21 protein-coding genes are annotated in these 25555 nt (G+C 63.0%); 9 read left to right on the top strand and 12 right to left on the bottom strand.

Annotated elements, in window-relative coordinates; all coding sequences use genetic code 11:
- Positions 1-48 precede the first annotated feature (48 nt).
- Positions 49-1230, bottom strand: a complete 1182-nt coding sequence (locus HMPREF2760_RS09765; RefSeq protein WP_070563889.1) for a M20 family metallopeptidase — start codon at positions 1228-1230, stop codon at positions 49-51.
- Between the two features lie 106 nt (positions 1231-1336).
- A complete protein-coding gene (gene upp / locus HMPREF2760_RS09760) occupies positions 1337-1972 on the bottom strand; it encodes a uracil phosphoribosyltransferase (protein ID WP_070530640.1) in 636 nt (211 codons plus the stop codon).
- 61 nt (positions 1973-2033) lie between these two features.
- On the opposite strand from upp, the gene HMPREF2760_RS09755 reads away from it, so the two are divergent.
- From HMPREF2760_RS09755 to HMPREF2760_RS09745, 3 genes are read left to right on the top strand one after another with little or no spacing between them, the layout of a single operon-like run.
- Complete coding sequence (locus tag HMPREF2760_RS09755; RefSeq protein WP_070563886.1) at positions 2034-2318, top strand: hypothetical protein; 285 nt, start codon at positions 2034-2036, stop codon at positions 2316-2318.
- Complete coding sequence (locus tag HMPREF2760_RS09750; protein ID WP_070563883.1) at positions 2318-3181, top strand: C40 family peptidase; 864 nt, start codon at positions 2318-2320, stop codon at positions 3179-3181. Before HMPREF2760_RS09755 ends, HMPREF2760_RS09750 begins: the two co-directional genes overlap by 1 nt.
- An 11-nt stretch (positions 3182-3192) precedes the next feature.
- The gene (locus HMPREF2760_RS09745; protein ID WP_070530645.1) at positions 3193-4431 is read left to right on the top strand and encodes a hypothetical protein; all 1239 of its coding nucleotides are present in this window, start codon (positions 3193-3195) and stop codon (positions 4429-4431) included.
- Between the two features lie 3 nt (positions 4432-4434).
- Here HMPREF2760_RS09745 and HMPREF2760_RS09740 read toward each other — a convergent pair whose 3' ends face one another.
- Positions 4435-5319: an amidohydrolase family protein gene (locus HMPREF2760_RS09740; RefSeq protein ID WP_083299224.1), complete on the bottom strand. Its 885-nt coding sequence runs from the start codon at positions 5317-5319 to the stop codon at positions 4435-4437.
- 39 nt (positions 5320-5358) lie between these two features.
- On the opposite strand from HMPREF2760_RS09740, the gene HMPREF2760_RS09735 reads away from it, so the two are divergent.
- Positions 5359-6579, top strand: coding sequence for a D-alanyl-D-alanine carboxypeptidase family protein (locus HMPREF2760_RS09735; protein ID WP_070563877.1), 1221 nt, complete (start codon positions 5359-5361; stop codon positions 6577-6579).
- Here the strand turns inward: HMPREF2760_RS09735 and HMPREF2760_RS09730 are convergent.
- The 6 genes from HMPREF2760_RS09730 to HMPREF2760_RS09705 form a co-directional block, all read right to left on the bottom strand.
- Positions 6554-7285: an RDD family protein gene (locus tag HMPREF2760_RS09730; RefSeq protein WP_070563874.1), complete on the bottom strand. Its 732-nt coding sequence runs from the start codon at positions 7283-7285 to the stop codon at positions 6554-6556. The two genes, HMPREF2760_RS09735 and HMPREF2760_RS09730, sit on opposite strands and share 26 nt — an antisense overlap.
- 4 nt (positions 7286-7289) lie before the next feature.
- Entirely contained in the window at positions 7290-8372 is a 1083-nt protein-coding gene (locus tag HMPREF2760_RS09725) for a YhjD/YihY/BrkB family envelope integrity protein (RefSeq protein ID WP_070563871.1), read from the bottom strand.
- Between the two features lie 62 nt (positions 8373-8434).
- A complete protein-coding gene (gene trpS / locus HMPREF2760_RS09720) occupies positions 8435-9469 on the bottom strand; it encodes a tryptophan--tRNA ligase (protein WP_070530655.1) in 1035 nt (344 codons plus the stop codon).
- Between the two features lie 48 nt (positions 9470-9517).
- A complete protein-coding gene (locus tag HMPREF2760_RS09715) occupies positions 9518-9709 on the bottom strand; it encodes a hypothetical protein (protein ID WP_049157254.1) in 192 nt (63 codons plus the stop codon).
- Between the two features lie 65 nt (positions 9710-9774).
- Positions 9775-10674: an exodeoxyribonuclease III gene (locus HMPREF2760_RS09710; protein WP_070530657.1), complete on the bottom strand. Its 900-nt coding sequence runs from the start codon at positions 10672-10674 to the stop codon at positions 9775-9777.
- Between the two features lie 10 nt (positions 10675-10684).
- Positions 10685-11935, bottom strand: a complete 1251-nt coding sequence (locus HMPREF2760_RS09705) for an MFS transporter (RefSeq protein ID WP_070597156.1) — start codon at positions 11933-11935, stop codon at positions 10685-10687.
- Between the two features lie 162 nt (positions 11936-12097).
- Between HMPREF2760_RS09705 and HMPREF2760_RS09700 the strand changes: the two genes are divergently transcribed.
- The 5 genes from HMPREF2760_RS09700 to HMPREF2760_RS09680 all read left to right on the top strand — a co-directional run bounded on the left by HMPREF2760_RS09700 (position 12098) and on the right by HMPREF2760_RS09680 (position 20821).
- A complete protein-coding gene (locus HMPREF2760_RS09700; protein WP_070597155.1) occupies positions 12098-14281 on the top strand; it encodes an NADP-dependent isocitrate dehydrogenase in 2184 nt (727 codons plus the stop codon).
- Between the two features lie 180 nt (positions 14282-14461).
- Positions 14462-15940 carry an RNA-binding domain-containing protein gene (locus HMPREF2760_RS09695; RefSeq protein WP_070521413.1) on the top strand — a complete coding sequence of 493 codons (1479 nt, stop codon included), beginning with the start codon at positions 14462-14464 and terminating at the stop codon, positions 15938-15940.
- A gap of 312 nt (positions 15941-16252) precedes the next feature.
- Positions 16253-17611 carry a PepSY-associated TM helix domain-containing protein gene (locus HMPREF2760_RS09690; RefSeq protein ID WP_070597154.1) on the top strand — a complete coding sequence of 453 codons (1359 nt, stop codon included), beginning with the start codon at positions 16253-16255 and terminating at the stop codon, positions 17609-17611.
- A gap of 52 nt (positions 17612-17663) precedes the next feature.
- Entirely contained in the window at positions 17664-19697 is a 2034-nt protein-coding gene (locus tag HMPREF2760_RS09685) for a M3 family metallopeptidase (RefSeq protein ID WP_070564931.1), read from the top strand.
- 95 nt (positions 19698-19792) lie between these two features.
- Positions 19793-20821, top strand: coding sequence for an HNH endonuclease signature motif containing protein (locus HMPREF2760_RS09680; RefSeq protein WP_083304508.1), 1029 nt, complete (start codon positions 19793-19795; stop codon positions 20819-20821).
- 210 nt (positions 20822-21031) lie between these two features.
- Here HMPREF2760_RS09680 and ppc read toward each other — a convergent pair whose 3' ends face one another.
- The 3 genes from ppc to pdxS form a co-directional block, all read right to left on the bottom strand.
- Positions 21032-23806: a phosphoenolpyruvate carboxylase gene (gene ppc / locus HMPREF2760_RS09675; RefSeq protein ID WP_210386355.1), complete on the bottom strand. Its 2775-nt coding sequence runs from the start codon at positions 23804-23806 to the stop codon at positions 21032-21034.
- 66 nt (positions 23807-23872) lie between these two features.
- Positions 23873-24583, bottom strand: coding sequence for a pyridoxal 5'-phosphate synthase glutaminase subunit PdxT (gene pdxT, locus HMPREF2760_RS09670; RefSeq protein WP_070564937.1), 711 nt, complete (start codon positions 24581-24583; stop codon positions 23873-23875).
- Positions 24584-24624: 41 nt separating this feature from the next.
- On the bottom strand, positions 24625-25527 hold the full coding sequence (pdxS, locus tag HMPREF2760_RS09665) for a pyridoxal 5'-phosphate synthase lyase subunit PdxS (protein ID WP_070521426.1): 903 nt from the start codon (positions 25525-25527) through the stop codon (positions 24625-24627).
- Between the last annotated feature and the right edge of the window lie 28 nt (positions 25528-25555).

Raw genomic sequence — 25555 nt, 5'->3', positions numbered from 1 at the left:
CCTATAAGAACTCTGGGAAATCCTTGTCACAGTGTAGTAGTTAGAAAACTAATCCTCCACGTTGGCAAACTGTTCCGCCACGGAGCCGAAGAGTTTGACGCCCACGCCGATAGCCCTCTCATCGGGGGCCAAATCACCCATATGCAGATCGTGCTGCTCGCCTTCGCCGGACCAACAACCCAGGCGGGCCATGGAACCGGGGACCTTCTCCAAGTACCAGGAGAAGTCCTCGCCGCCCGAGGACTGCGGCGCTTGGACCACGGCTTGCGGGTCGATGGCCTGGGCAGCGCTGGCGAGGAGGGCGGTGGAGACGTCGTCGTTCAGCACCGGCGGAACCCCACGGTGATAGACCAGCTCATGTTCCACGCCCAGGGGCGCCAGGACCTGCTCCACAAGCTCAGAGAACAGCGTTTGCATCTCGCGCCAGATCCCGATATCCGCCGTGCGCATGGTGCCAGACACCGAGCCGGTCTCGGGAATCGCGTTCGGTGCATAGCCGGAATTCACCTGACCAAAGACCAAGACGGTGCCGGTGCGTGGATCGACGCGGCGCGAGAGCAAACCCGGCAGGTCCGTCAGCAGCTTGCCCAACGCATAGACGACGTCCGCCGACAAGTGCGGGCGCGACGTGTGCCCACCCGGGCCGGAGACGTTGATTTCCACGACGTCAGTCGCGGAGGTGATCGCCCCGGCGCGGACGCCAATGCGCCCGACGCGCAGCTTCGGCTCGACGTGGACGGCAAAGATGGAGTTCACGCCTTCGAGCGCACCCCACTCGATGACGTCGGTGGCGCCGCCTACCCAAACCTCTTCGGCAGGTTGGAAGATGACGCGAACGCCGAAGTCCAGCGGGTGCTCACGGTTGAGATCCGCCAAGGCACAGGCCGTGGCTAGTGCAATGGTGGTGTGCATGTCATGCCCGCAGGCATGCATGACGCCGGGGACCTCGGAGGTGTACTCAAGGCCCGTGACCTCCGTGACCGGGAGCGCGTCGATGTCGGCGCGGAAGGCCAGGCGCCCAAGTTCCGTATCGGGCCCGATGTCCACCATGAGGCCGGTTTCGGGGAAAAGCTGCGGCTCCAGACCGTACTCACGCAGGGTGCGAGACAGGAAGCGCGTGGTTTCCACTTCCTTATTGGAGGTCTCCGGGTGGCGGTGAATATGGCGGCGCCACGCGATGACCTCCGCGCGGTGGTTGCTGAACCACTCACTGACGTAGTCCGAGATCACTGCTTCCTCCTCCGTGGTGTCCTGTTGGGAAGAGTCTACAACTAGACCATGCGGTTCAGTTAGCCGGGCAGGTCACACGCCGGATATACTAAGCGGTCTACCTTCGCTACAGGTCGATATTGCGGGGACCGTAGAGGCGGTCGCCGGCGTCGCCAAGCCCCGGCACGATGTAGGCGTCCTCGTTGAGGGCCGGATCAATCGCCGCGGTAACCAAGCGAACCGGCAGCCCCGAGTTGGCCAGCGCATCGACGCCCGGCTGCGCGGACACCATGCAGATCGCGGTGATATCGGTGGCGCCGCGGTCCGCGAGGAGTTTCAGGGAATGCAGGAGGGAACCGCCCGTGGCGAGCATCGGATCGACGACAAAGACGCTACGCCCGCTGAGATCCTCCGGCAGGGCCTCCAGGTAAGGCACCGGCTCATGGGTTTCTTCATCGCGCGCCATGCCAATGAAGCCAACTTGGGCATCAGGGATCATCGACAGCGCCGGGTCAATCATGCCCAGTCCAGCACGGATGATGGGCACGATAATTGGCGGGTCCTGCAGGCGGGTGCCCTCCGCCGTGGCAACGGGAGTAACGCAATCAAAATGCTCGACGGGCAGGTCGCGCGCTGCCTCATAGACAAGCATGGTGCCAAGATCCCGCAGAGCTGCACGGAAGGCGGCATTATCGCTGCGGGCATCGCGCATGAGTGTGAGCCGGGAGGCGGCGAGGGGGTGGTCTACTACGTGGATATCCATGCCCTTCACTGTATAAGAATCGGCCGGGAACCGATCAGCGGGCAGCACAGTCTAATAAGCCATGACTAGCTTCCACACGTTTAATATCGACACCGAACACACCCGTAGGCTGGCGCATGAGCTTGCCGCCATCTCCCAGGCCTCCTCCACTCCCCCTCCTGAGCTACCGGTCGATACCGTTCTGGGCGGTTTCACTGGAACCTTTAACACCGCCATGGAGAACCTTGCTGCCCGCCTTACCCAGGTCAGGGCGGATGCCGGTGCCGTGGCGGACTCCAGCTTCCGCATGGCCCGCGAAGCGGAAGACGCCGATGGTGCTCTCGCGAACGCGTGCGGGGGTCTGTGATGTTGGAGTCAGCACTCGCCCACATTGCCCGGATTCAGCCGGCGCAGCTTCCCGACGTCTCCCTGCCCACTGTGCCCGATCTCACTGCTGCAGGGCCGCTAGCGGAAATTGCGCATGGGGATCCACGGGCGTTGTTAGACACTGCACGCCAAGCCACTGAGGATCTCTCCACCGCCCGCTCAGCTCTGGATACTGCCCGCGGGCTCATCGCGGCGACAGTCAGGGACCTCATCGGTCTGGGCTTCGAGCTTCTCCAGCGCGGACTACCTATCGCTCTCGGGTTGCTTATCCCAAATCCTGCAACACAGGCTGCGGCGCGTTCAGCATTGCAAGCCCTGGCCATGGAATACGTTGGCAAAGCGATGCTTCGCGTCAAGCAGCTGGCTGGGGAGCTCCTGCAAGCAGCAGCTCCCCTCATCCCCATTGGCCAGCGTGCTGTTCGCCCCTCGGTGCGCGGCCCGCAGGAGGAAGGCGTGGTGCGCCACGCACTCACCGCGTCCTCCACCGCAAGCGAAGGAACCACGCAAGGGCAGGCAGCGACACAGGCCGCCTTGTCCCAGGTGGGGACTCCCTATGGGTGGGGCGGTACCGGCAATGGCAGCTTTGATTGCTCTGGGTTGACGCAATGGGCTTGGCGCCAAGCGGGGGTGGAGCTGCCGCGCACCGCAGAAAGCCAGACCGTGGGCCGTCAGGTAAGCGCAGACGAACTGCAGCCCGGTGACCTCATCGTGTGGGATGGTCACGTGGCCATGTACTCCGGCGGCGGACAAATGGTGGAAGCGGGCAGCCCTGTGCAAACCAATCCGCTGCGTACTAACAACATGGGGATGGCTTTCAAAGGGTTCTGGAGGCCTACAGGGTAGACTGTTTGCCCATGAACACCCGCGCGATTGTACCCATCCAGCTCTCCCTTTCTGAGGGTGATTTTTATACCCTCTGGGCGCCGAAGTGGCGCCAGAATGGTTCCGAGTGGCAGGCCTTCCTCGGTGATGACGAGTCCGTCTTGCTCTTTAACACCGAAGCCGAGATGCTGTGCTTCCTCGAATCCGGCTCGAAGCACGACCTGCTCGATCACCCAAAGTGGGAGGCCTTCAATTCCCAGGCGGCGGACCGCGTCGTTCCGGAGAAGAAGCACGTATACGACCTCATCGGCATGCCAAAGCACTTGGCTGGCCGCCCCAGCCACGAGAACGTGTCCACCGTCGCACGCTGCCTAGAAATTGCACACGCGCTGGCAGAGGTCGGGGCCGCGGAGCACACCGTGATTTTCTTCGCTTCGCATTCCATTTTGCGCAACCCCGCCCGCGGAGCCGATCACTATGCCGGTGACCAAGGCATGGGCGAATGGTCCGGCGTAGGCCGCGTTATTCATAGCAACTGGCGTGAGGTCATCGAGGACCTCGACAAGGTAGTCAAGGTCATCCCTTCCTCCGATTTCAGCCAGGAGGCAACCGCGGATGCCGCTACCCGCATCTCTGCCGCCAGCGAAGCCGCGGAAGAAGCACGCAAGAAGGCCGAAGAAGAGCGCGAGGCGGCAGCGAAATCCGCCGATCCCTACGACAATTCCCCGTGGGCAGCCGCAGGCATCGACCCGATTAAGATCACCGCCAACCAGCGGACGGTCTACACCCTGCGCACCTACCTCAACGGCAAGCCGGTGTTCCTGGGCAAGTGGGGCGAGATCTTTACCTTCCCCAGCTCCAAGGTGCTCGTGCGCTGGATCATGGAGAACGACGACCATGACCTAGCAAAGGTTTCCACCTGGGAGGAGGTCGTTGCCGCGGCGAACGCGGGCGAGCTCGAGGTCACCGTCCACCCGGATAACCAGTACACCTTCAATGGCATCGTGCGCGACATTGAAAAGGGTCCGGAGGCAGTCGATACGGATCAGATGAGCCGCTGCTACGAGGTCTGTGCCGACGCTGCCGACTGGGCCGGGGATGACTCCATCAACTCTTATATGCTGCAGAACCCGCGCTTCCAGGACTACCTGGGCTACATGCTCGGCTCCACCGAGCACGCGGGCTACGTCCCCTCCAAGCCCTACACCGAGCACGCGGAGTCCTGGAAGGGCCTGGAGGAAATGCTGACGAAGCGTTTCTCCCGCTTCTAGCTTCTACTTGGAAGACTCGCTGTCTTCTTCCGCATCGGAATCGCTCATTTCTGAAGCGTCTTCCGCGAATTCCGGATCCGCCAGTTCCTCATAGGCGGGCAGGATCTCCTGCTCGATGAGGCGCTGGCGGTCTTCTTCGCTAGCAAAGGAATTCTCAATGGCCTTGATGGTGAGGTCGAAGAACTCCTCGAGGCCATAGCCGAAGGTCTCGCTCAGGGCGAGGAAGACATCGCTGAGCTTCTCGCCCGCCACCGTGCAGGTAAAGCCGAGCTGCTGCAGCAGCGGCAGAGGGTGATCGACCAGCTCCTCTGCGGGCAATTCCTCTAGCGGCGCGAAGGTCAGCGCGATGCGGCGATCCCGCACCCACGCAGAGGCCTTGCCCGGGCGAACGCCGTCAAGGTCGGCACCGAAATCATCGATGAGATCCGTTGCGTGGACCAAACGCGTCGCACCGGCGTGCACGGCTGCCACGGCATCCTCGTACGAAGCCACGTCCCGCTCCCAGGGAATGAAATTTTCACGCAGCTTCTCCGCTGCGGACAGCTCAGTCAGCGCTGCACCGGCAACAGCCTCGCCGGCATCCACATTGTCGGCCGCGCCCTCCACGATGATCCGCGCATCAATACCGGGAACATCAAGACCCTCTTGCGCCGCAGCCAGCGCCTCGGCGGCGCCGAAGGGGAAAGCACTGGGGCGCAGGCGGAGCTCGGCGTAGACCACGTGGTCGTCGGCAAGCGCCTGCACAGCAGCGTGCGTGGCCGCGCGGAGCTCGTCCGGGGTGGATGCAACCGTGGGCAGCGGCGCCAACAGCGTCACTTTGGGCAGACGAGCGAAAATCTCGGCGCCGGAATCTTTGTTTTCGGGGCTAATCAGAGGTGCGTCATGCATGAGGTTCATCCTAGGACGGGGTCTAGGATTAAGCACGCTATGAAACATGTCCCCGCGCTCCTCACCGTCATCGCTCTGGCCGCCACGCCGCCGGCGTTTGCAGAAGAGGAAGAGTCATCATCGCCCACGCGCACCACTGCGCCGGATACTGACTTGTGCCCGCATTCCCTCGTGCCTGAGGAGCCGACGACCACCTCGGAGCGGTTGGCTCCCGGCCAGGCAGCGCCCACTCCCCTGCCCGCGGTTGAGGGCGCTGCGTGCGGTGTCACCGCGCCGTCGGGTTTTCGGGTCAATAAGGACGTCGTGGCCTCGGCGTGGATGGTCAGTGACGTGGACACGGGCGAGATCATCGCCATGAAGGACCCCAACGGGCGCTACCGCCCGGCCTCCATCATCAAAGCACTGTTAGCGCTCGTGGTCATCGAGGAGCTTCCCTTGGACCAACGCATCACCGCCACGCTTGACGACGCCTCCGTCGAAGGCTCCGCCGTCGGCCTCGGCCCGGATGGGGTCTATACCGTGGAGCAGCTTCTCCAGGGTTTGCTCATGGCTTCCGGCAACGATGCCGCACACGCTCTCGCGCAGGCCATAGGCGGGGATGAGGAGGCGCTGGAGAAGGTCAACGCGAAGGCGAAGGAGATTGGCACGCGCTCGACGGTGGCGGCCAGCTACTCCGGGCTGGACGCGGCGGGTATGTCGACGTCCGCGGCGGATATCTCGCTGATTTACCGCGCGGCTTTTGCCAACGACACCTTCGCGCGCATCGTCGATACTGAGCACGTGGAGTTTCCCGGCTGGGGTGACATGCCCGGTTATGAGCTGTGGAACGATAACGGGCTCTTCCTCAATGATCCGGATGGTATCGGCGGCAAGACCGGCTATACCGAGGACGCGCACCACACTTTCGTCGGTGCGATCAACCGCGATGGGCGCCGCCTCCAGGCGGTTCTCCTCGATACGACCGTTGAGCATGGTTTCCGCGCGTGGGAGCAGGCGCAGATGCTTCTCGACGAAGCCTCCGACGTCCAGCCCGGCGACGGCGTGGGGCAGCTCGATGATTTCGCGGCTGGGAGGCATGAGCCTTCGGAGTCGCAGGAGCCCAGCACAGCGCCCACCACGCCTTCTGCCACCGCCACCGCTGAGGCCCCGGCGACGGCGTCGTCCTTCGCGGACTCGCAGGGCTGGATCGGGTGGCTGGTGGCGGGCCTCGTCACCCTCCTCGTGGTGGCGGTGGCTACTTTTTCACTACTTCGGCGTTAGCCATGATGTCGTGCTGGCCGCGAAGCGCGTTCTTCGGGCCAATCGTGGTCACCACGTAGAGGGCTCCGAAGAAGGCAATGAGCGGGCCGACAAGCGGCACGAGGGAGGCCACGCGCCACCAGTTGCGCTTAATGCTCTGCTGCCAGGTGAGCTTCTCGCGGGTGGTGACATCGCGCACCGTGTATCCAGCTATCAGCTTCGCCGGCGTTGCTCCTACGAGGACCTCGAAGCAGATGTAATAGGCCACCGTGATGATGCCCGAGATGCTGGTGAGCCAGACCTCATTGAAAGCGGAGTTGTACACCCCGAGACTTACGAGGAGGGACACACCGATCGCCGCAATGACGTAGTCGATGACGGCCAAAAGCACGCGGGTGCCGGGGGTTGCACGCGGGGCGTCGTGCGCGGGCGCGGGAGCGTGGTGGCTTTCGTCCCAGCGGCCGGTATTCGCGTAGTCCTCCAGTTGCGCCCAAGTAAGCCGGGCGCCTGATTCTACCTTTTGGTCATAGCTTGCCCGGGTAGAAGGCTCGCAGAGGATGCGGGCGGCAACGGCGAGCTCCTCGCGCTCCGCATCCTCGGGGAGGTAGCCGAGGCCTTCGAGGCGGGCGTCGGCAGCCGCCAGCTGCACGCCGAGTTCGCGTGAGGTCGCGCGCGAATCCAGGGTGAAGTGTTCATACAGGTTCGGAGCGAAAGATACTGGAAGCATCGGCCTACTTTCGGCGCAGCAAGGCCCATGCGCCTGCGGCCGCCGCGCCGAGTGCGGCACCGGCACCCAAGGCCACGCCCGGGTTCGGGCCCCGGCGGATCTCATTGCGGACGCGGATAACCGCCTGATCCGGAACCGGCGGGACCATCAGCTCAAGGGATTCCTCGGTGGTGGCCGTCCACGCGGAAACGTAGAGCACGACGCGCCAGACCAGGTACATGACCACCATGAGGACAATCACAGGGCCGAACACGGCACCGGCTGGGTTGCCCGCCGCGGAGGACATGATGACGGTGGACAGCTGCTTGATGGCTTCAAAAAGCACCGCGCCAATGGCCGCGCCCATCAAGCCCGACTTGGTGGGCACCTTCGTGCGCGGCAGGAAGGCCACCATCCACCAAAAGACCAGGAAGTTAGCGATAAGACCAATCACGATTCCGGCGATAACAAGCACCGCTCCCATGCCAGGGAAGGACTCGATGCCGACCCACTCGAAGATCTTCTGGGTCAGCCCGGACGAACCCGCTGCCGTCACGCCGAAGGCGATGATCATGGCCACGAGCAGGCCGATGAGGCCCAGCAGGTCGCTGAGCTTATGGGTCACGAAATTGCCCGGTGCGTCGGTGGGGTCCTGGTTCCACATGGCAGAAATGCCGATGCGCAGATTATTCATCCAGCCGAGCCCGGACCACAGGGTGGTCAGGCCACCGATGCCGTACATCGCGCCGCGCTGCTTAATCGCGGTGTGGAGAAGCTCCGTAATCGAATTACCCAGATCGCCCGATACGGCGTTGGTGATCTGCTCCTCCAGCTGCTGCATGAGGTCGGGGCGGTTCGCCAGCACGGTCGCGGCGGCGGCCACGGTGAGCATGAAGATGGGAAAGAGAGCTAGAACCGAGAAATACGTAATTCCGGCCGCGAACTGGTTGCCGCCTTGGCTACCGTAGCGGTCCAGCATCTTCATAATGTGGTCGATGAAGCCGGACTTCTCACGGACTTTGTCTACCGCGCCCGGTTCATCGGCGTGAGCTCGCTCAATGCCGTAGTCATCGGTCTTCTTCTCATCAGGTCGAGTCGTTGGCGCCACTGGCGTTCCCCTTAAAAGTTAATTACAGAAACCTCTACACAGTCTTCATCATGCTAGCCAACTCAGCCGCGACGCGCGGGGAGGAACCCCACCGCCTCGTAGACCTTGTCCACGAGGGGGGTGGCGATCTCCGTAGCGCGCTCGGCGCCCTGGGCCAAGATGCGCTCGAGCTCGCCGCGGTCTTCCATGAGCTCGTCGTAGCGAGCCTTGAGCGGAGTGGTGAAGGCCTCGAGCGCCTCGGCCGTATCGACCTTGAGGTGGCCATAGCCCTGACCGGCATACTTGTCCACGAGATCCGGGATGCTCTCCCCCGTCAGCGCGGACTGGATGGCCAGTAGGTTGGACACGCCCGGCTGCTTCTCACGGTCAAAGGCCACCACGCCGAGGTCATCGGTCACCGCGGACTTGATGCGCTTGGCGGAGGTCTTGGGAGCATCGAGCAGGTTCACGATGCCCTTCGGGTTGGCCCCCGACTTCGACATCTTGGACGTCGGCTCTTGCAGGTCATAAATCTTGGCCGAGCCTTCCGGAATGAAGGCCTCCGGCACGCGGAAGACCTCACCGTACTTGTTGTTGAAACGCTCCGCCAGGTTGCGGGTGAGCTCGAGGTGCTGGCGCTGGTCCTCCCCCACCGGCACGTAGTGCGGGGAATAGAGAAGGATATCCGCGGCCATCAAAACGGGGTAGGTAAACAAGCCCACCGAGGTGCGGTCCTGGCCCTGCTTTTGAGACTTGTCCTTGAACTGGGTCATGCGGGAGGCCTCACCGAAGCCGGTCAGGCACTGCAAAACCCACGTCAGCTCCGCGTGCGCGGGGACGTGGGATTGGACGAAGAGGGTAGATTTCGCCGGGTCGATGCCCAACGCGATCAGCTGCGCAGCACCCGCCACAGTGCGGTGGCGCAGCTCCTCCGGGTTCTGCTCCACCGTGATGGCGTGCAGGTCCGGGATGAAGTAGAAAGCCTCGTGCGAGTCTTGCAGGTCAATCCACTGCTTGAGCGCTCCGAGGTAGTTACCCAGGTGGTAAGAGTCCGCCGTGGGCTGAATGCCAGAGAGGACTCGGGAAGCGGAGTTCGATGCAGAAGTGGAGTCAGTCATGGTTGACCACTCTACTCTGCCGCCTCCGCTGGGGCGGCGCTGCGTCGGTTAAATCTTGCGGGAGGTCGGGCTAATAACGTCCATCATGACGGCGAAACCGGCCACCATGAACGCGCCGCCAACGCCCTGGAGGACGATCGGGCCAAGGAAGGCAAAGGACGGTCCGACGATGGTCCACCACCAGATACCCAGGGCAAGCAGAATAGCGCCGAGGACAAAGTAGATGATTGCGCGGGTCATGAGCATCTCCTGCGAAATAGAAAAGGACGTTAAGACGGGATTATCGTACCACTACTTGGAGTGGGCTACTTATACTCGACCAGAAGCGGAGAGTGATCAGACCAGCGCTCCTCCACCGTCGGCGCCTTCTCCACCCAGGTGCGCTGCGCGCGCTCCAGCATGGCCTTCGTGGCCGCCTGGTAGTCAATGCGCCATCCGGCATCGTTGTTGAAAGCCTGGCCACGGTAGGTCCACCACGTGTAGGGGCCATCCGCCGCCGGGTGCAGGCGCCTGGCGACGTCAAACCACTGCGGATCCTTGGCCGCCTCCCAGGCGGTCTTGGTTTCGTAGTCCACCACGCCGAGCCAGTCCCCCAGCCCCTTCTTGTCCTGCGGCTGCTCATCCGGGAAAGAACCGAAGACGCGGTCCATGAAGGCGCGCTCCTCCGGCAGGTGGCCGGACTTCTTCTCGTTGGCCTTATTGTTCTTCAGGTCCTGGGCGCGGTGGCAGATGTTCCAGTCACCGCCGATGACGGCCTCCGGGTAGGTCACGGCCATCTCATCCAGAACGTCAGAGAATTCATCCAGGAAGAGGTATTTCTCATCCTGCTTCGGGGAATCGGTATCACCGGAAGGCAAATACAGGGAAGCCACCCGCACGCCTTCCACGGTGGCGGCGATGAAGCGGCCGGATTCGACGAAGGAGCCGAAGCCTACGGAGACGTCGCCAAGCGCGTGCTTCGATAGGATTCCCACGCCCGCGCGGCCCTTGGCGGCGGATTCGGCCTGTACCAGGTTCCATCCGGCCTCCAGAGCCGGGGCCAGGGCCTTCTGGGTCTGCTCGGGGTTAGCACGCACCTCCTGCATGAGGACGACGTCGGCCGGGGTGGTCTCCAGCCACGCGTTCATGCCTGGGTTGTTCTCGTTGCGCTGTTTGCAAGCCGCGCGGATGCCGTTGACGTTGACGGAGGCGATGGTGAAACTCATGCCGGACAGTCTAACTCTGTTCAATAATCTTCACGGAAGGGGCTAGACGGCGCTTGTCCCACATTGTGACAACCCAGGTGAGGCAGCCTGCCACCGCCAGGCCCGCACCGGCCAGCGCGGTGGAGTTATAGGAGTAGCCCGCGCCCACGACTGCGCCGCCGATGGCCGCGCCCGCCGCATTGGCGATGTTGAGGGCGGACTGGTTCAACGCCGCCGCGAGGGTCTGCGCATCCCCCGCCACATTGACCAGGCGCAGCTGCAGGGAGGGCACGAGGATGGAGCCGAAGAAGGCCAAGACACCAAAGACAATCGTGCCCGCCCACGCGCTGTGCGCCACGAAGTAGAAGGTCACCGACACACTAACCATGCAGATAAGGGCAAAAATGATGCCGAATTCCAGGTTACGGTCCGCCAACCAGCCACCGGCGACGTTGCCTGTGGTCATGCCGATGCCATAGGCCATGAGCACAATCCACGTGTGGCTCGGGTCCATGCCGGCGACGTCTGTCATGGTCCACGTGATGTAGGTATAGACGGCGAACATCCCGCCGAAGCCAACGGTGCCGAGGAAGACGGTGAGCAGAACCTGGCTGTTTTTCAGCGCGCCGAGCTCTGTAAACATATCTGTTTGCGGCATGCGCGTCATGTGCGGGAAGAGGAAAAAGAGCAGGATCATCGTGAGCCCCGCAATGGCCACGACCACAAAGTACGCCGCATGCCAGCCCAATCCTTGGCCTAGGGCCTGGGCCGCGGGCACGCCGATCACGGTGGCGATGGACAGGCCCATGCCCACCATCGACATGGCAAAACCTTGGCGGCCAGGCGGCGCCATCGATACCGCCGCCAGGTTAGCTACGGAGAAGTACGCGCCGTGCGGCAGGCCAGCGATGAAGCGCGCCACCAGCAGGACCCCGTAGTTCGGGGCCACGGCCGTGAGCAGGTTGCCCACGAGCAAGAAGCCAATGAGCAGGATGATGAGGCGGCGGCGTGGGAGCTTGCCCGTGAGTGCTGCGATGACCGGCGCGCCCACGACGACGCCGAGTGCATAGACGGAGATGACTACCGACGCCGTGTCTTCCGTAATCCCGAAATCATCCGCGATGAGCGGTAGCAGGCCCATCGAGGTGAACTCCGTGGTGCCGATGGCGAAGGCACCCAGCGCCATGGCGATCATGACGATGGTGCGGCGGGTTGAGGAGATTTCCGTTTGGCGCGGGACGGGACGGCGTTGGATGCGGGGAGCGGAGTGCGGGAGATTCACGTGCGCGTACCTTAGTCCCTTTCCCGCGCGCAGACGAGAAGGCCCTAGCGATCACACAGCCCCGCCCCGCTGGTGGCGCGAGTCACAGGGGGACCGGCACCGCGAGAAAATAAGACAGGTATCCTGTGAGGTTGAACAGTTTTCAACTTCTTTAGGAGAACCATGGCAAAGATTATCTGGACCCGTACCGACGAGGCGCCGCTGCTGGCGACCTACTCCTTCAAGCCGGTCGTGGAGGCCTTCGCTTCCACCGCGGGCATCGAGGTAGAAACCCGCGACATTTCCCTGGCCGGCCGCATCCTGGCCCAGTTCCCGGAGCGCCTTGGTGACAAGAAGGTTTCCGACGCCCTGGCTGAGCTTGGCCAGCTGGCCAAGACCCCGGAAGCCAACATCATTAAGCTGCCGAACATCTCCGCTTCCCTGGTGCAGCTGAAGAAGGCCATCGCTGAGCTGCAGGCCGCCGGCTTTGATCTCCCGGAGTACGAAGAGGCTCAGGAGAAGTACGACGCCGTCAAGGGCTCCGCCGTCAACCCGGTTCTGCGTGAGGGCAACTCCGACCGCCGCGCTCCGATTGCGGTCAAGAACTTCGCTAAGAAGAACCCGCACAAGATGGGCGCTTGGTCCGCTGATTCCAAGACCAACGTGGCCACCATGGACGCTAACGACTTCCGCCACAACGAGAAGTCCGTCATCATGCCGGAGGAGGACACCCTCTCCATCGTCCTGAAGACCGCCGAGGGCGAGCAGACCCTGCTGGAGAAGCTGCCGGTCCTCAAGGGCGAGGTCATCGACGGCACCTTCATGTCCGCCAAGGCACTCGATGAGTTCCTCAAGGCGCAGGTTGCCCGCGCCAAGGAAGAGGGCGTTCTCTTCTCCGCTCACCTCAAGGCCACCATGATGAAGGTCTCTGACCCCATCATCTTCGGCCACGTGGTGCGCGCTTTCTTCGCTGACGTCTTTGAGAAGTACGGCAAGGAGCTCGAGGCCGCTGGCCTCAATGGCGAGAACGGCCTGGGCGCTATCTACGAGGGCCTGGACAAGCTGGAGAACGGTGCTGAGATCAAGGCTGCCTTCGACGCCGCGCTTGCCGACGGTCCTGACCTCGCCATGGTCAACTCCCACAAGGGCATTACCAACCTGCACGTTCCGTCTGACGTCATTATTGACGCCTCCATGCCGGCCATGATCCGCACCTCCGGCCACATGTGGAACAAGAACGACGAGGAGCAGGACACCCTCGCCGTCATCCCGGATTCCTCCTACGCCGGCGTCTACCAGGCCGTGATCGAGGATTGCAAGGCCAACGGCGCTTACGACCCGACCACCATGGGTACCGTCCCGAACGTCGGCCTCATGGCACAGAAGGCTGAGGAGTACGGCTCCCACAACAAGACCTTCAAGATCCCGGCTGCGGGCACCGTTGAGGTTCGCAACTCCAAGGGCGAGGCCCTCATCTCCCACGACGTGGAAGCTGGCGATATCTGGCGCGCCTGCCAGACCAAGGACGCCCCGATCCAGGACTGGGTCAAGCTGGCCGTCAACCGCGCTCGCCTGTCCGGCATGAAGGCCATCTTCTGGCTCGACCCGGAGCGCGGTCACGATGCCAACCTCATCGAGCTGGTCAAGAAGTACCTCCAGGATCACGACACCGAGGGCCTGGACATCTCCATCGAGGATCCGGTCACCGCGACCAAGACCTCCGTCGAGCGCATCCGCAAGGGCGAGGACACCATCTCCGTCACCGGTAACGTCCTGCGTGACTACAACACCGACCTCTTCCCCATCCTGGAGCTGGGCACCTCCGCGAAGATGCTGTCTGTGGTTCCACTCATGGCTGGCGGCGGCCTCTTCGAGACCGGTGCCGGCGGCTCCGCTCCGAAGCACGTCCAGCAGGTTCAGGAGGAGAACCACCTGCGCTGGGACTCCCTCGGTGAGTTCCTGGCCCTGGCTGAGTCCTTCCGCCACGAGCACAACACCAACGGCAACGCCAAGGCTGGCGTGCTGGCCGCTGCGCTGGACAAGGCCACCGAGACCCTGCTGGATGAGGGCAAGTCCCCGTCCCGCAAGGTGGGCGAGAACGACAACCGCGGCTCCCACTTCTTCCTGACCCTCAACTGGGCCAAGGAGCTGGCTGCGCAGACTGACGACGCCGAGCTGGCCGAGGCCTTCAAGCCGGTTGCTGAGGCCCTCGAGGCCAAGGCTGGCGAGATTGAGCAGGCGCTTCTCGACGTCCAGGGCTCCCCCGTCGACCTCGGCGGCTACTACGCCCCGAACGAGGAGAAGCTCAACCAGACCATGCGCCCGGTCGCTGCCTTCAACGACATCATTGATGGCCTGAAGAAGTAATTCTGCGCTAGGCGCTTAACAAAAGACCGCTTCGTCTCCTCCCCGGAGTTCGAGGCGGTCTTTTCTTGCTTCATTAACCACAAACAGGCCTAAAACAGCACTCCGCGACGCTATTTTTACCCGTTGAGCTGCGAAGACTTTTTCTTGACTGTTTCTTGCTTCTCGCGCATACTTTTACTCATGACTCCCATCAATACTGCGCCTGAGGAACAACTTGTAGCCCGCGTGAAACGGTTTACAACGCTTCCGGCTGAGCTACCGTGGCTCGAGTTCAAGGTAAACAAGCTATCCTCCGGCGCGGAGATTGCGAAATATGCTTGCGCCTTGGGAAATTCGGCGCGCCTGCATGATGAGCCTGCGGGATATCTCGTGTGGGGTGTCAACGACGACCGAACCATCGTCGGGACGACCTTTAATTGGCAGCTCACCAAAGGGAAGGGAAACGAGGATCTCCTTCCTTGGCTCAACCGCGTCATTAGCCCAGCCCCTGAACTGACCTTCGACGAGATCACGGTTGATGGACATCTCGTTGTGCTTCTGCGCATCCCCGCCGCATTGTCCGCCCCGTATTCCTTCGAAGGGAAGCGGTATTTCCGCAAGGGCAGCTACATGAAAAACCTCATGGACTTTCCCAATGAGGAACGTCAGCTCTGGCAAAAACTCAACCAGTTCGAATTTGAGAACACAGTAGTGGCCGAGGGCCTTGAGCCCGAATCGATTACCGACCTGCTTGATCCTGAGGCTTTCTTCCTTAATAGACCGGAACTCCCACATACGACAGGCGCCGCCCTCATCGACACGTTAAGGAGCGCCAAAGCCATCTCCTACTCACACGAGCAAGGCTGGCATATTCCGGCTTGGTCCGCACTCATGTATGCGCGCTCTCTTCAGGACTTTCCGGAGCTGCGCGGGCGCGCTCCCCGCGTCCTACATTTCAACGGTCCTTCACGCACGGAGGTGGAACGAGAATGGGAATTCACCGAAGGCTATGCGTCTTCCTTCACCCACATAGTCACGCTCTTCAACACCATTCGTCCAGGTGGCGAACATATTGATTCCAGTGGTAAGCGCGTAGTGACTCCGTTGTTGCCAACGGTAGCCTTCCGCGAGGTGCTAGCAAATGCGCTCATGCACCAGGATCTTGAACAGCGTGGCCGGTTCTTAACCGTGGAGATTTTCAGCGATCGGGTCGAAGTAACCAACCCAGGCACCCCGCTTATCGACCCCCAACGGTTCATTGACTCGGCGTCCACCACACGCAATACCCATCTCGGTGAAGCTTTACGTCTGGCGCATTTTGTCGAGCAACGCGGAAGTGGCTGGGATAAAATCGTCTCTTCACTCGAAGCCGAGCACTTCCCACCTGCTCTCATTCGCGCCAACGGAAGTACCACCGTCTCCCTAAGCGCCTACCGCCCCTTTGCGCTGATGACTATGGAAGAAAAGACCCAAGCCGTCTATCAACACGCTTGCCTTCGCTTCCTCGAGAACCTCCCCGTTAACAATTCCTCAATCCGTCAGCGCTTCGGGCTGAAGAATTCACAAGCCGCTCAGGCCACACGCCTGCTTGCTGCCACCGTCGAGGAGGGACTCATCCATGCCTACGATCCCAACGCCGGTCCGCGTTCGTTGCGCTATGTTCCGTTCTGGAGCGAATAGGGATCGCTTTCTTGCTTCATTAACCACAAACAGGCCTAAAACAGCACTCCGCGACGCTATTTTTACCCGTTGAGCTGCGAAGATTTTTTCTTGACTGTTTCTTGCTTCTCGCGCCTTATCTCGCGGGATTTTCATCCTTTGAGCACCGAGGACCCCAGTTAGTTAAAAAGTTTTTCAATACCTGGGAACCGAGAAACCCTCGCCTCCGACTACTAGTGCAGTTGATATCAGCACCTGTCCATCGCCCCTCCTGAACGCCCCGCGAACGTTCAGCAGAGGCCCTAATCAATAGACCCCGAAAGAGCACTACTTATGAGTCGGACGGCTCTGCGATCCTTCATTCAACGCATCCACTTTTATGGCGGCATGTTCGTCGGCCCCTTCATCCTCATCGCGGCATTGACCGGCTGTCTTTATGCCGTGGCGCCCTCCCTGGAGAAAGTGGTCTACCACGACGTATTGACGGTGCCTACCGTGGAGAATCCGCTGAGCTTGGAGGAACAAATCCAGGCCGCACAGCACGAGCACCCTGACATGCCGGTCACTCAGGTCTGGCCCGCCACGACACCGACGGATTCCACGCGCGTGCTGGTGTCCGATGAAAGCATCGACGAGAGCCTGCAGCGCACCGTCTTCATCGACCCCGCCACCGCCGAGGTCATCGGCGACTACCCCACCTATTCTGGCCTAGGCGAGATGCCACTGCGCCGCTGGATTTCCTCCCTGCACGAAAGCTTTCACCTGGGCAAGGTCGGTGAGCTCTACTCGGAGCTAGCCGCTTCCTGGTTGTGGGTCATGGCCTGTGGAGGCCTCTACATGTGGTGGATTCGCCGCCGCCCGAAGAACAAGGCAACCGCGAACTCCGCGCAGCCGCAGACCAAGCGCTCTGCCCGCTGGAAGGCCACCCGCCTGCATTCCACCGTCGGGGCTTGGATATTCATCGGCCTTCTCGGCCTGTCTGCCACCGGCATCACTTGGTCAGGTCTGGCCGGCGACAACGTCGATTCCCTCGTCGAGCGCATGCACTGGAAAGCCACTCCCATCAACACCGCCCTGCACGGCACCACCACTGAAACGCATGAGCACACCGGGCATGAAGGCCATGAAGGGCATGGAGCGTCGTCAAGCGCGAGCGTGGCTGCCGACGCCGAGCGCGTCCTCGCCACCGGCCGCGCCGAGGGGCTGACCGGACCGCTGCGCCTGTACCCGCCGGAGGATGCCCACTCCGCCTGGCAGGTCAGCGAACGGTGGGTGGAATGGCGCACCACCTCCGATGCGCTCTCGGTGGATGGCGCCACCGGAGAGGTCATCGACCGGCAGCCTTTCTCCAGCCTGCCGCTGTTTAGCAAGCTCAGCAGCTGGGGCATCTACCTGCACATGGGCATCATGTTCGGGCTGCCACTGCAGATTGCACTGCTCGCACTGGGGCTGGCCACCGCCGCGCTGGTGGTGCTGGGCTACTACATGTGGTGGAAACGCCGCCCACGCTTCCTCCCGACTGCCCACTTTTCCTGGGCCGCCACAGGGTTGGGCGCGCTATTCGCCGCCACCGCCGGAGTCTTCCTGCCGCTCTTAGGAATCACCTTGGCAGCTTTCCTGGTTCTCGATGTCATTCTGGTGAACCGTGCCACAACCCAGCGCAAGGAACGCACGCCGGTCCCGGTCGGATAGTTTAGTGAAAGCGATCACATAGGGCGGAGCTTATTAGGTACGGTAGTTTCTTATGACTAACCCACTGCTGACTCCCTCCACGCTGCCCTACCAGCTCCCGCCGTTTGCGAAGATCAAGGTCGAGCACTACCGCCCCGCCTTCGACGAGGCACTCTCGCTTCACGACGCCGAGATCGCCTCCATCACCGACAACCCCGCCGCCCCCACGTGGGAAAACACGGTGGAGGCGCTCGAGCGCTCCGGGCAGGACCTCGACCGCGTTATGGCGGTCTTTGGCAACCTCTCCGGCACGGACGTCACCGAGGAGATGGAGGAGATCGCCGCCGACATCTACCCGCGCTTGTCCGCGCACTATGACGCGATCTACCAGAACGAGGTGCTCTACGCGCGCATCAAGGAGGCCACGCCGCCTGCCGACGACGCCGAAGGCCAGCGCCTCCACGACCACCTCCTGCGCACCTTTGCCCGCAAGGGCGCCGACCTCGACGCGGCTGGCAAGGCCCGCCTGTCCGAGATCAACCAGCGCCTCTCCGCGCTCTCTGAAGAATTCGGCCGCAACCTCATGGCGTCTACCCGCGAGCGCGCGGTCTCCTTCACCGAGGAAGAACTCGAGGGCCTGCCCGCCGAGCGCATCGCCTCCGCCAAGGCCGACGCCGAGGCGATAGGCCGCGAGGGCTATGTCATCCCGCTGGAGCTGCCGACCGTGCAGTCCGAGCTGAGCCGTCTGGCGCGGGAGGATGCGAGGGGGAGGTTGTATGGGGCGTCGGCAAGCAGAGGCTCCGAGAACAACATCCCGGGTCTCATCGAGGCCGTCCAGCTGCGCGCCGAGCGCGCCGAGCTGCTGGGCTTTGCCACGCATGCCGACTACGTCATCGCCGAGGAAACCGCCGCGACTGCCGACGCCGCCCGCACCATGCTCTTCGACCTCGCCCCCGCCGCCGCGGCCAACGCCGAAGGCGAGCAGAAACTCCTCGCGGAGGAAGCAACGCTTAACGGTCAAGGTTTTAGCGCCGCGGACTGGCCTTATTGGGAATCCAAGGTCCGCGCCCGCGACTTCTCCCTCGATGAGGAAGAACTGCGCAAGTACTTCCCGCTGGACCAGGTCCTGGAGAAGGGTGTCTTCGCCGCCGCCGAGCGCCTCTACGGCATCACCGTCACCCCACGCGATGACCTCGAGGGCTACGCGGAGGGGGTTCGCGTCTGGGAGGTGATTGACAGAGACGTCAATCACGAGAGTAAGGGGATCGGCCTTCTTCTTACTGACTACTTCGGGCGCCCCACCAAGCGCGGCGGCGCGTGGATGAGCGAGTTCGTGGGCCAATCCCGGCTGCTGGAGCGCAAGCCGGTCATCGTCAACGTCATGGGCATCACCAAGCCCGCCGACGGCTCGCAGCCGCTGCTAAACATGGACGAGGTCCGCACCGTCTTCCACGAATTCGGCCACGCCCTGCACGGCCTGCTTTCCGACGTCCGCTACCCCACCTTCGCCGGCACCAACGTCCCGCGCGACTGGGTGGAGTTCCCCTCGCAGATCAACGAGAACTGGGCGCTCGATGAGAGACTGGTCAAGGAATACGCCCGCCACGTGGAGACCGGCGAACCTATTCCGGACGAGCTTCTCGCTGCCATCTCCGCCGCCTCCGAATTCGGCCAGGGATTCGCCACCTCGGAGTATCTGGGGGCATCGATCATCGACCTCGCATGGCATTCCCTGAGTGCTGCCGAGGCTGCCAAGTTGGAGGCCACCCCGGAGGCCGTCGCCGAGTTTGAGGCCGAGGCCCTGCGCGCGGCCGGGCTGGACAACGAGCTCATCGCGCCGCGCTATCGCTCGACGTACTTCAACCACATCTTTGCCGGCGGCTACTCGGCGGGCTACTACTCCTATCTCTGGGCCGAGGCGCTCGACGCCGATGGTTTCGAGTGGTTCAAGGAGCAAACCGACCTCCGCGAGGCCGGTCAGAAGTTCCGCGATGTCATTCTGTCGAAGGGCGCGTCCCGCGACTTCACGGAGGCTTACCGCGAGTTCCGCGGCCGCGACAAGGACGTCGCGCCGCTGCTCAAGCGCCGCGGTCTCGCCGGGGCCTAGTGCCGACTAGTTATCCACAGATTTCGTCGGATGGCTAGTTCGGATGGCTAGTTCGGGGCTTGGCGGCGGGATGGGGTGCTTTTAGGCTGCGGGGTATGAGATTGCAGACCTTCTTCGCCGCCCTCGGCCGCGCCATTGACTTGGTGGCCGAGTGCGCGGGTCTGTCTGAAGCTGACCTAGTCGCCCTCGGCGCCGCGCCTGCCGACGCCACCGTGTTCCTCTCCCTCCACCACACCTACTTCGGGCACACCTCATCGACGAAGAAGCAGCGCACGGCGGTCGAAGCCGCGCGCCGGCGGGGACACGGGCTGGTGACCTTGCAGCTTATCGAGCACTTCGTAGCCAAAGTTCGGGACCACAACAAAGTATGGGATTTGCGCGTGGAACTGTGCCAGACCAGCGCGGAGCTGGTGGAAAAGGTAGCGCGCAAGCGCCTGCGTCAAATGCGCAAGCCCCGCACGTATGCCGAGCGCGCCAAGCTCACCCAGCATGGCAACGGCCTGGCCACGCTCACGGTGACGGCGGACTCGCTCCAGCTGACGGGCGTATTTGAGGGTATCGACCAGGAACGCCCCGGCGAGAGCTTCCTAGAAAATCTGGAGGGCGGCGTCGTCAAGACTGAGGTTGCCACCATAGCGGTCCTGCAGCTCGATGACTACGCCGAGCTGCTCAAGGGCAATACCGACAAGGACGGCGAGGAGTTCATCGTCCGCACCACCAGTGGCGCGACGATGACCGGCTCGCAGCTGGTGGAGCGCGCTTTGCTGGACAAGGGGGTTATCGTGGCGGTCAGCCGCGAACACGGTCCGCTCGATGTCTTCCGCTTCCAGCGCTTCGCCACCGCCAAGCAGCGTCTCGCCTTGGCCGCGGAAAATCCTTGTTGCGCCTGGGAGGGCTGCAAAGTTCCTTTTGAGAAGTGCCAGATTCACCACATCAAGGCTTGGGCCCGCGGCGGGCCCACCAACATCCTCAACCTGGTGCCGCTGTGCCCGTACCACAACGGAGTCAACGACGATGACCCCGATGCCCCTCCCTCGCGCGGCCGCATGGATCGCATCGGCGGGCGGGTGGCATGGATCCCGCCATACGACGCCTCGCCAGTCTTCACAAGCGCCTTCAACTAGCCAGCCTTCAACTAGCCACCGCGCCCACCTTGGCAGCACTCATCTTGGCAGCGTAAAGCCGGGCAAGGTGCATGATTGAACCGAACCCCGCAGGAAATCACCTCCTCGCGGGGCCTTCGGCGTGCCGGCTTACCTCATGGAACTGATCATCCGCTCAAGCCTGTCCTGCAGGAATTTTGGCCGTGCCGGTTGGCCGGGCGGGCGGGCGGTTTAGCCGGCGTTGCGCAGCGCGGTGGCTAACCCGTTCATCGTGACCTGGATGGTCTTGGACACCAGGAACTGGTCGTCGCCGCGGCGGTAGCGGCGCAGCAACTCCAACTGGACGGCGTTGAGCGGAAGCAGATAAGGATAGCGCCGCTTGAGTGAACGCGCCTGGCGCTGATTCTCGCTCACCAGATCCGCGTTACCGGTGACCTTGAGGTAGACCTCGCGGGTGCGCTCAAATTCCTCGGATATCAGGCCGAAGATGCGGTCTGCGGTGTCCTTGTCGTCGACCAAGTTGGCGTACAGGCGCGCCAGCTGCATCTCCGCCTTGGCCATGACCTGCGCCATGTTGGCAAACACAGAACGGAAGAAGGGCCACGTGCGGTACAGCTCGCGCAGCTCCTCCCAGCGCTTCTCTTCTCCAGCTCCGGTATCTGCTCCAGCCTTCTCGGTCGCTGCTACATCCGCTGTGGCATCTACCGCTCTTGCTGCACCTCCGGAGGCTGTCGATCCTCCAGAGGGTTGCTGAACCCACGCCGTCACCGCGCTGCCCACGCCGAACCAGCCCGGAATGTTGGTGCGGGATTGTGACCACGACAGCACCCAGGGAATCGCACGCAAATCCGAAATCGCGGTGGTCTGCTTGCGCGAGGTCGGGCGCGAGCCCAGGTTGAGCTCGCCAATCTCGTGCAGCGGGGTGGACTGGGTGAAGTAGGTGATGAACCCGGGGTCGTCGACAAGCTGGCGATAGGCCACGCCACTCAACGCCGCCAGCTCGCGCATGATCTCGTAGGCGCGCTCCGGATCCGTAATGGGCTCGGTATCCAACAACGATGCCTCCAGCGCTCCGGAAACAAACGCCTCCAAGTGGCGGCGCGCAGTCTCCGGCGCACCGTACTTCGCAGAAATCACCTCCCCCTGCTCGGTAATGCGCACCGAACCCGACACCGCCCCCTTCGGCTGCGCCAAAATCGCGTCATACGTCGGGCCACCACCGCGGCCCACCGCCCCGCCGCGACCATGCGCCAGCCGCAACTCCACGCCGTGGCGCGCGCAGAGCTCAACGAGGGCCAGTTCGGCGTCGTATAGCGCCCAGTTCGCCTGCAAATACCCGCCGTCCTTGTTGGAATCCGAGTACCCCAACATGACTTCTTGGATATCCCCGCGCGAGCGCAGATGCTCGCGGTACACGGGCACCTGCCACAGCTTCTCCAGGATGCCGACGCCGGCCTTCAGATCTTCGATGGTCTCAAATAGCGGCACCACATCGACCTCGCTCAGGCCCACCTCCTTGAGTAGCACCATCGGCTCCAGAATGTCGGAGACGGTTCCCGTCATAGAAATAATGCAGTGCGACACCGACTCCGGCCCAAAGTCCCGCACAGCGCGCGCCGCCGCACGGAAGATGCCCAGCTCCTTCGCGGTATCCTCGCTGAATCCCTTCTCAGCGTCGGGGAAAAGCAGCGGCCGATTGGTCTGCAGCTCGCGCACGAGCACCGCGACCTTCTCCTCCTCCCCCAGCGCGCGGTAGTCCGGGGTGATGGTGGCCGCGGCGAAAATCTCGGTGAGGACGTTCTCAAAGGACTCCGAATTCTGGCGCATATCCAGCGTCGAGAGGTGGAATCCAAACGTGGTCACCGCCGAGCGCAGCCGGGCGAGGCGGTCATCGGCGATGATGTCATCGTTGAATTGGCGCAGCGAGCGGTCGATCACGTCCAGGTCCCGCTTGAGTTCCTCCGGCGACGCATAGGCGCTTGGCGACGTCTCCCCCTCCAACCTCGCCAGCACCTTCTTCCGGATGCCGAAGATCGCCCGGCGGTAGGGTTCGTCGACGCGGGATTTTTCGTCGTTGTGGGAGGCGTCGGCAAGCGCGCCCAGCTCTTTGGAGCTGGAGGAATACCGGTCTGATAGGGAGAGCTCGCGCTCCAGCTCCCCGAGCTCGTCGGCGTAGTACTGGAGCACCGTCGCCGCGGCCTTGCGGGTGGCATAGGTCAGGGTGTGCTCATCGACGTACGGGTTGCCGTCATGGTCGCCGCCAATCCAGGAGCCGGGGCGGACGACGGGGGAATCGGGAAGCTGCTGGCCAAAGGTCTCACGCATGGCGTGGCGAATTGCGCGGTTGAGGGCAGGGACCTGATCAAGCAGCGACAGCTTGTAGTAGCGCAGGCCGACGTCAATCTCGTCTTCGAGGGTGGGGCGGGCGATGCGAATCAGCGCCGTCTGCCAGAGCAGCGTCATGCGCAGGTACATTTCCTTCTCGATTGCCGCCATGTCGCCACCGCGGTGTGATTCCTTGAGGAGAGTCTTGATGCGGGTTTGCGTATCAAAGACGGTGCGGCGGCGGGTTTCGGTGGGGTGCGCGGTGAGAACGGGGGCGACGTGCGCGCCGCGGATGACGGAGGAGGCGTCGGTTGGCGTGACGCCTTCTTCCTTGAGCTTGGCGAATGTCTTGCGCAGGGAGACGGGCGCTTCAACGGACTCGTCATCCAGATCCTCTACGAGGTTGGCGATGAGCGCGAAATAGCTGAATGCACGGGCCACGAGGTTGACCTTGGTGATGTCGAGATCGCGGAAGATGGCGACGAGGTCTTCGGGCTTTGCATCGCCGTGCGCCACGTCGAAGGCCATGCCGCGGGTCGATTCGACGAGCTCGAAGACGTCCTCGCCTTCCTGCTGCGCGATGACCCGGCCGAGGAAGCGGATATCTTCGCGGACTTGTTCAGGGGCGGGTGTGCTCACGGCAAAGTGCCTTTCTGGGCGTGATGTGTTCAGCTGGCACATCTCAATGTATCCCAGATCACTATTGAGCGATAGTTATTTAAGGAAAGAGCTTCCGGGCAGAATTAGTTAGCGAACGAGGGAAGCGAGCCACGCGGCGTGGAGGCGCGAGTCGCCGTTTTCTTCCGGATGGAAGCTCAACGCCGTGACGCATCCTTGGCGCACGCCCACAATCACCTCGCGCCCTGCGGCAGGACGAGTTCGCGCCCCGACACCACTTCCCTCGCCACCGGAAACAATGTCAGGTGCAGGGAGGGGCACGGTGGCGATGACCTCGACGCCCTCACCCGCGCGGGTAACGATGGGCGCGCGAATGAAGCTCGCCTCGATGGCTAGAGGCTCGCCGACTCCTGAGGCTCCTACACCGGACCACTGGCTTTGCATCGCGACGGGCACGGTGCGCTCCTCGGAGAAGCGCTGGTTTCCGAAGGCGTTGCGGCGCACGGTGACGTCGATAAGCCCCAGCGTCTGCTGGCCCGGGGCGGGGTTTTCCAGCTCGCGGGCGCTGTAGATGAGCCCCGCGCAGGTGGCCAAGACCGGCAGCCCATTTTCGACGGCGCGGCGCAGCGGCTCAGCGACGCCAAAAGAGCGCGCCAGCTTATCGATGGTGCTCGACTCGCCGCCCGGCAGAATGATTCCGTCCAGCCCGTCGAGATCCTGCGGCAGGCGCACCCGGCGCGTTGCAGCGCCGAGGCTCTCCAGCACAGCGATGTGCTCTTCCACTCCGCCTTGCAGCGCGAGCACGCCAACGAGCGGTCGCGTCGTGTCCGCCGCCGTCATCGTGCCCTGTGCGCACTCTATGTTCTTTGCGCGCACAGGTCCTACCAGCCGCGCTCAGCCAGGCGGTGCGGGGCGGGGATGTCGTTGACGTTGATGCCCACCATGGCCTCGCCCAGGCCGCGGCTGATCTTAGCCAGCTCTGCCGGTTGGTCGTAGAGGGTCGCCGCCTTCACGATGGCCTCCGCACGCTTCGCGGGCTCGCCGGACTTGAAGATGCCGGAGCCGACGAAGACGCCTTCGGCGCCCATTTGGCGGACGAGGGCGGCGTCGGCAGGCGTAGCCACACCACCAGCAACGAACAGCACGACCGGCAGCTTGCCGGTCTCCGCAACCTCAGCAACCAGGTCGTACGGTGCCTGCAACTCCTTGGCCGCCACGTAGAGTTCGTCGCGGTCGAGGTTCTGGAGGCGCGCGATTTCGCCCTTGATGGTGCGCAGGTGCTTGACGGCCTCGGAGACGTCGCCAGTGCCGGCCTCACCCTTGGAGCGGATCATGGCCGCGCCCTCGGTGATGCGGCGCAGGGCCTCGCCCAGGTTGGTAGCACCGCAGACGAAGGGCACGTCGAAATCCCACTTGTTGATGTGGTTGACGTAATCGGCGGGGCTGAGCACCTCGGACTCGTCGATGAAGTCCACGCCCAGCTCGCCGAGAATCTGCGCCTCCACGAAGTGGCCGATGCGGGCCTTCGCCATCACCGGGATGGACACGGCGTTGACGATGCCCTCGATGAGGTCCGGATCGGACATGCGGGCCACGCCGCCCTGGGCGCGGATATCGGCCGGCACGCGCTCCAGCGCCATGACGGCGGAAGCACCCGCGTCTTCAGCAATTCGTGCCTGCTCCGGGGTAACGACGTCCATGATGACGCCACCCTTGAGCATGTCAGCCAGTCCACGCTTGACGCGCGTCGTGGCGCGTCCCTGTTCATTCTTCTGTTCAGTCATGGCTCACATAGTGGCGCAGGAAATTGGT

Source organism: Corynebacterium sp. HMSC065D07 (assembly GCF_001810695.1).
Taxonomy (GTDB): Bacteria; Actinomycetota; Actinomycetes; order Mycobacteriales; family Mycobacteriaceae; genus Corynebacterium; species Corynebacterium hesseae.
This window is presented reverse-complemented; position numbering and strand designations above follow the sequence as displayed.

What these genes read in the sequence shown, in the direction of transcription:
- pdxT (WP_070564937.1), bottom strand. Translation starts at nt 24,583, where the DNA reads ATGACGGCGGCGGACACGACGCGACCGCTCGTTGGCGTGCTCGCGCTG.
- ppc (WP_210386355.1), bottom strand. Translation starts at nt 23,806, where the DNA reads ATGTGCCAGCTGAACACATCACGCCCAGAAAGGCACTTTGCCGTGAGC.
- HMPREF2760_RS09680 (WP_083304508.1), top strand. Translation starts at nt 19,793, where the DNA reads ATGAGATTGCAGACCTTCTTCGCCGCCCTCGGCCGCGCCATTGACTTG.
- HMPREF2760_RS09700 (WP_070597155.1), top strand. Translation starts at nt 12,098, where the DNA reads ATGGCAAAGATTATCTGGACCCGTACCGACGAGGCGCCGCTGCTGGCG.
- HMPREF2760_RS09735 (WP_070563877.1), top strand. Translation starts at nt 5,359, where the DNA reads ATGAAACATGTCCCCGCGCTCCTCACCGTCATCGCTCTGGCCGCCACG.
- upp (WP_070530640.1), bottom strand. Translation starts at nt 1,972, where the DNA reads ATGGATATCCACGTAGTAGACCACCCCCTCGCCGCCTCCCGGCTCACA.
- trpS (WP_070530655.1), bottom strand. Translation starts at nt 9,469, where the DNA reads ATGACTGACTCCACTTCTGCATCGAACTCCGCTTCCCGAGTCCTCTCT.
- pdxS (WP_070521426.1), bottom strand. Translation starts at nt 25,527, where the DNA reads ATGACTGAACAGAAGAATGAACAGGGACGCGCCACGACGCGCGTCAAG.
- HMPREF2760_RS09745 (WP_070530645.1), top strand. Translation starts at nt 3,193, where the DNA reads ATGAACACCCGCGCGATTGTACCCATCCAGCTCTCCCTTTCTGAGGGT.
- HMPREF2760_RS09715 (WP_049157254.1), bottom strand. Translation starts at nt 9,709, where the DNA reads ATGACCCGCGCAATCATCTACTTTGTCCTCGGCGCTATTCTGCTTGCC.
- HMPREF2760_RS09755 (WP_070563886.1), top strand. Translation starts at nt 2,034, where the DNA reads ATGACTAGCTTCCACACGTTTAATATCGACACCGAACACACCCGTAGG.
- HMPREF2760_RS09730 (WP_070563874.1), bottom strand. Translation starts at nt 7,285, where the DNA reads ATGCTTCCAGTATCTTTCGCTCCGAACCTGTATGAACACTTCACCCTG.
- HMPREF2760_RS09690 (WP_070597154.1), top strand. Translation starts at nt 16,253, where the DNA reads ATGAGTCGGACGGCTCTGCGATCCTTCATTCAACGCATCCACTTTTAT.
- HMPREF2760_RS09685 (WP_070564931.1), top strand. Translation starts at nt 17,664, where the DNA reads ATGACTAACCCACTGCTGACTCCCTCCACGCTGCCCTACCAGCTCCCG.
- HMPREF2760_RS09740 (WP_083299224.1), bottom strand. Translation starts at nt 5,319, where the DNA reads ATGCATGACGCACCTCTGATTAGCCCCGAAAACAAAGATTCCGGCGCC.
- HMPREF2760_RS09695 (WP_070521413.1), top strand. Translation starts at nt 14,462, where the DNA reads ATGACTCCCATCAATACTGCGCCTGAGGAACAACTTGTAGCCCGCGTG.
- HMPREF2760_RS09710 (WP_070530657.1), bottom strand. Translation starts at nt 10,674, where the DNA reads ATGAGTTTCACCATCGCCTCCGTCAACGTCAACGGCATCCGCGCGGCT.
- HMPREF2760_RS09750 (WP_070563883.1), top strand. Translation starts at nt 2,318, where the DNA reads ATGTTGGAGTCAGCACTCGCCCACATTGCCCGGATTCAGCCGGCGCAG.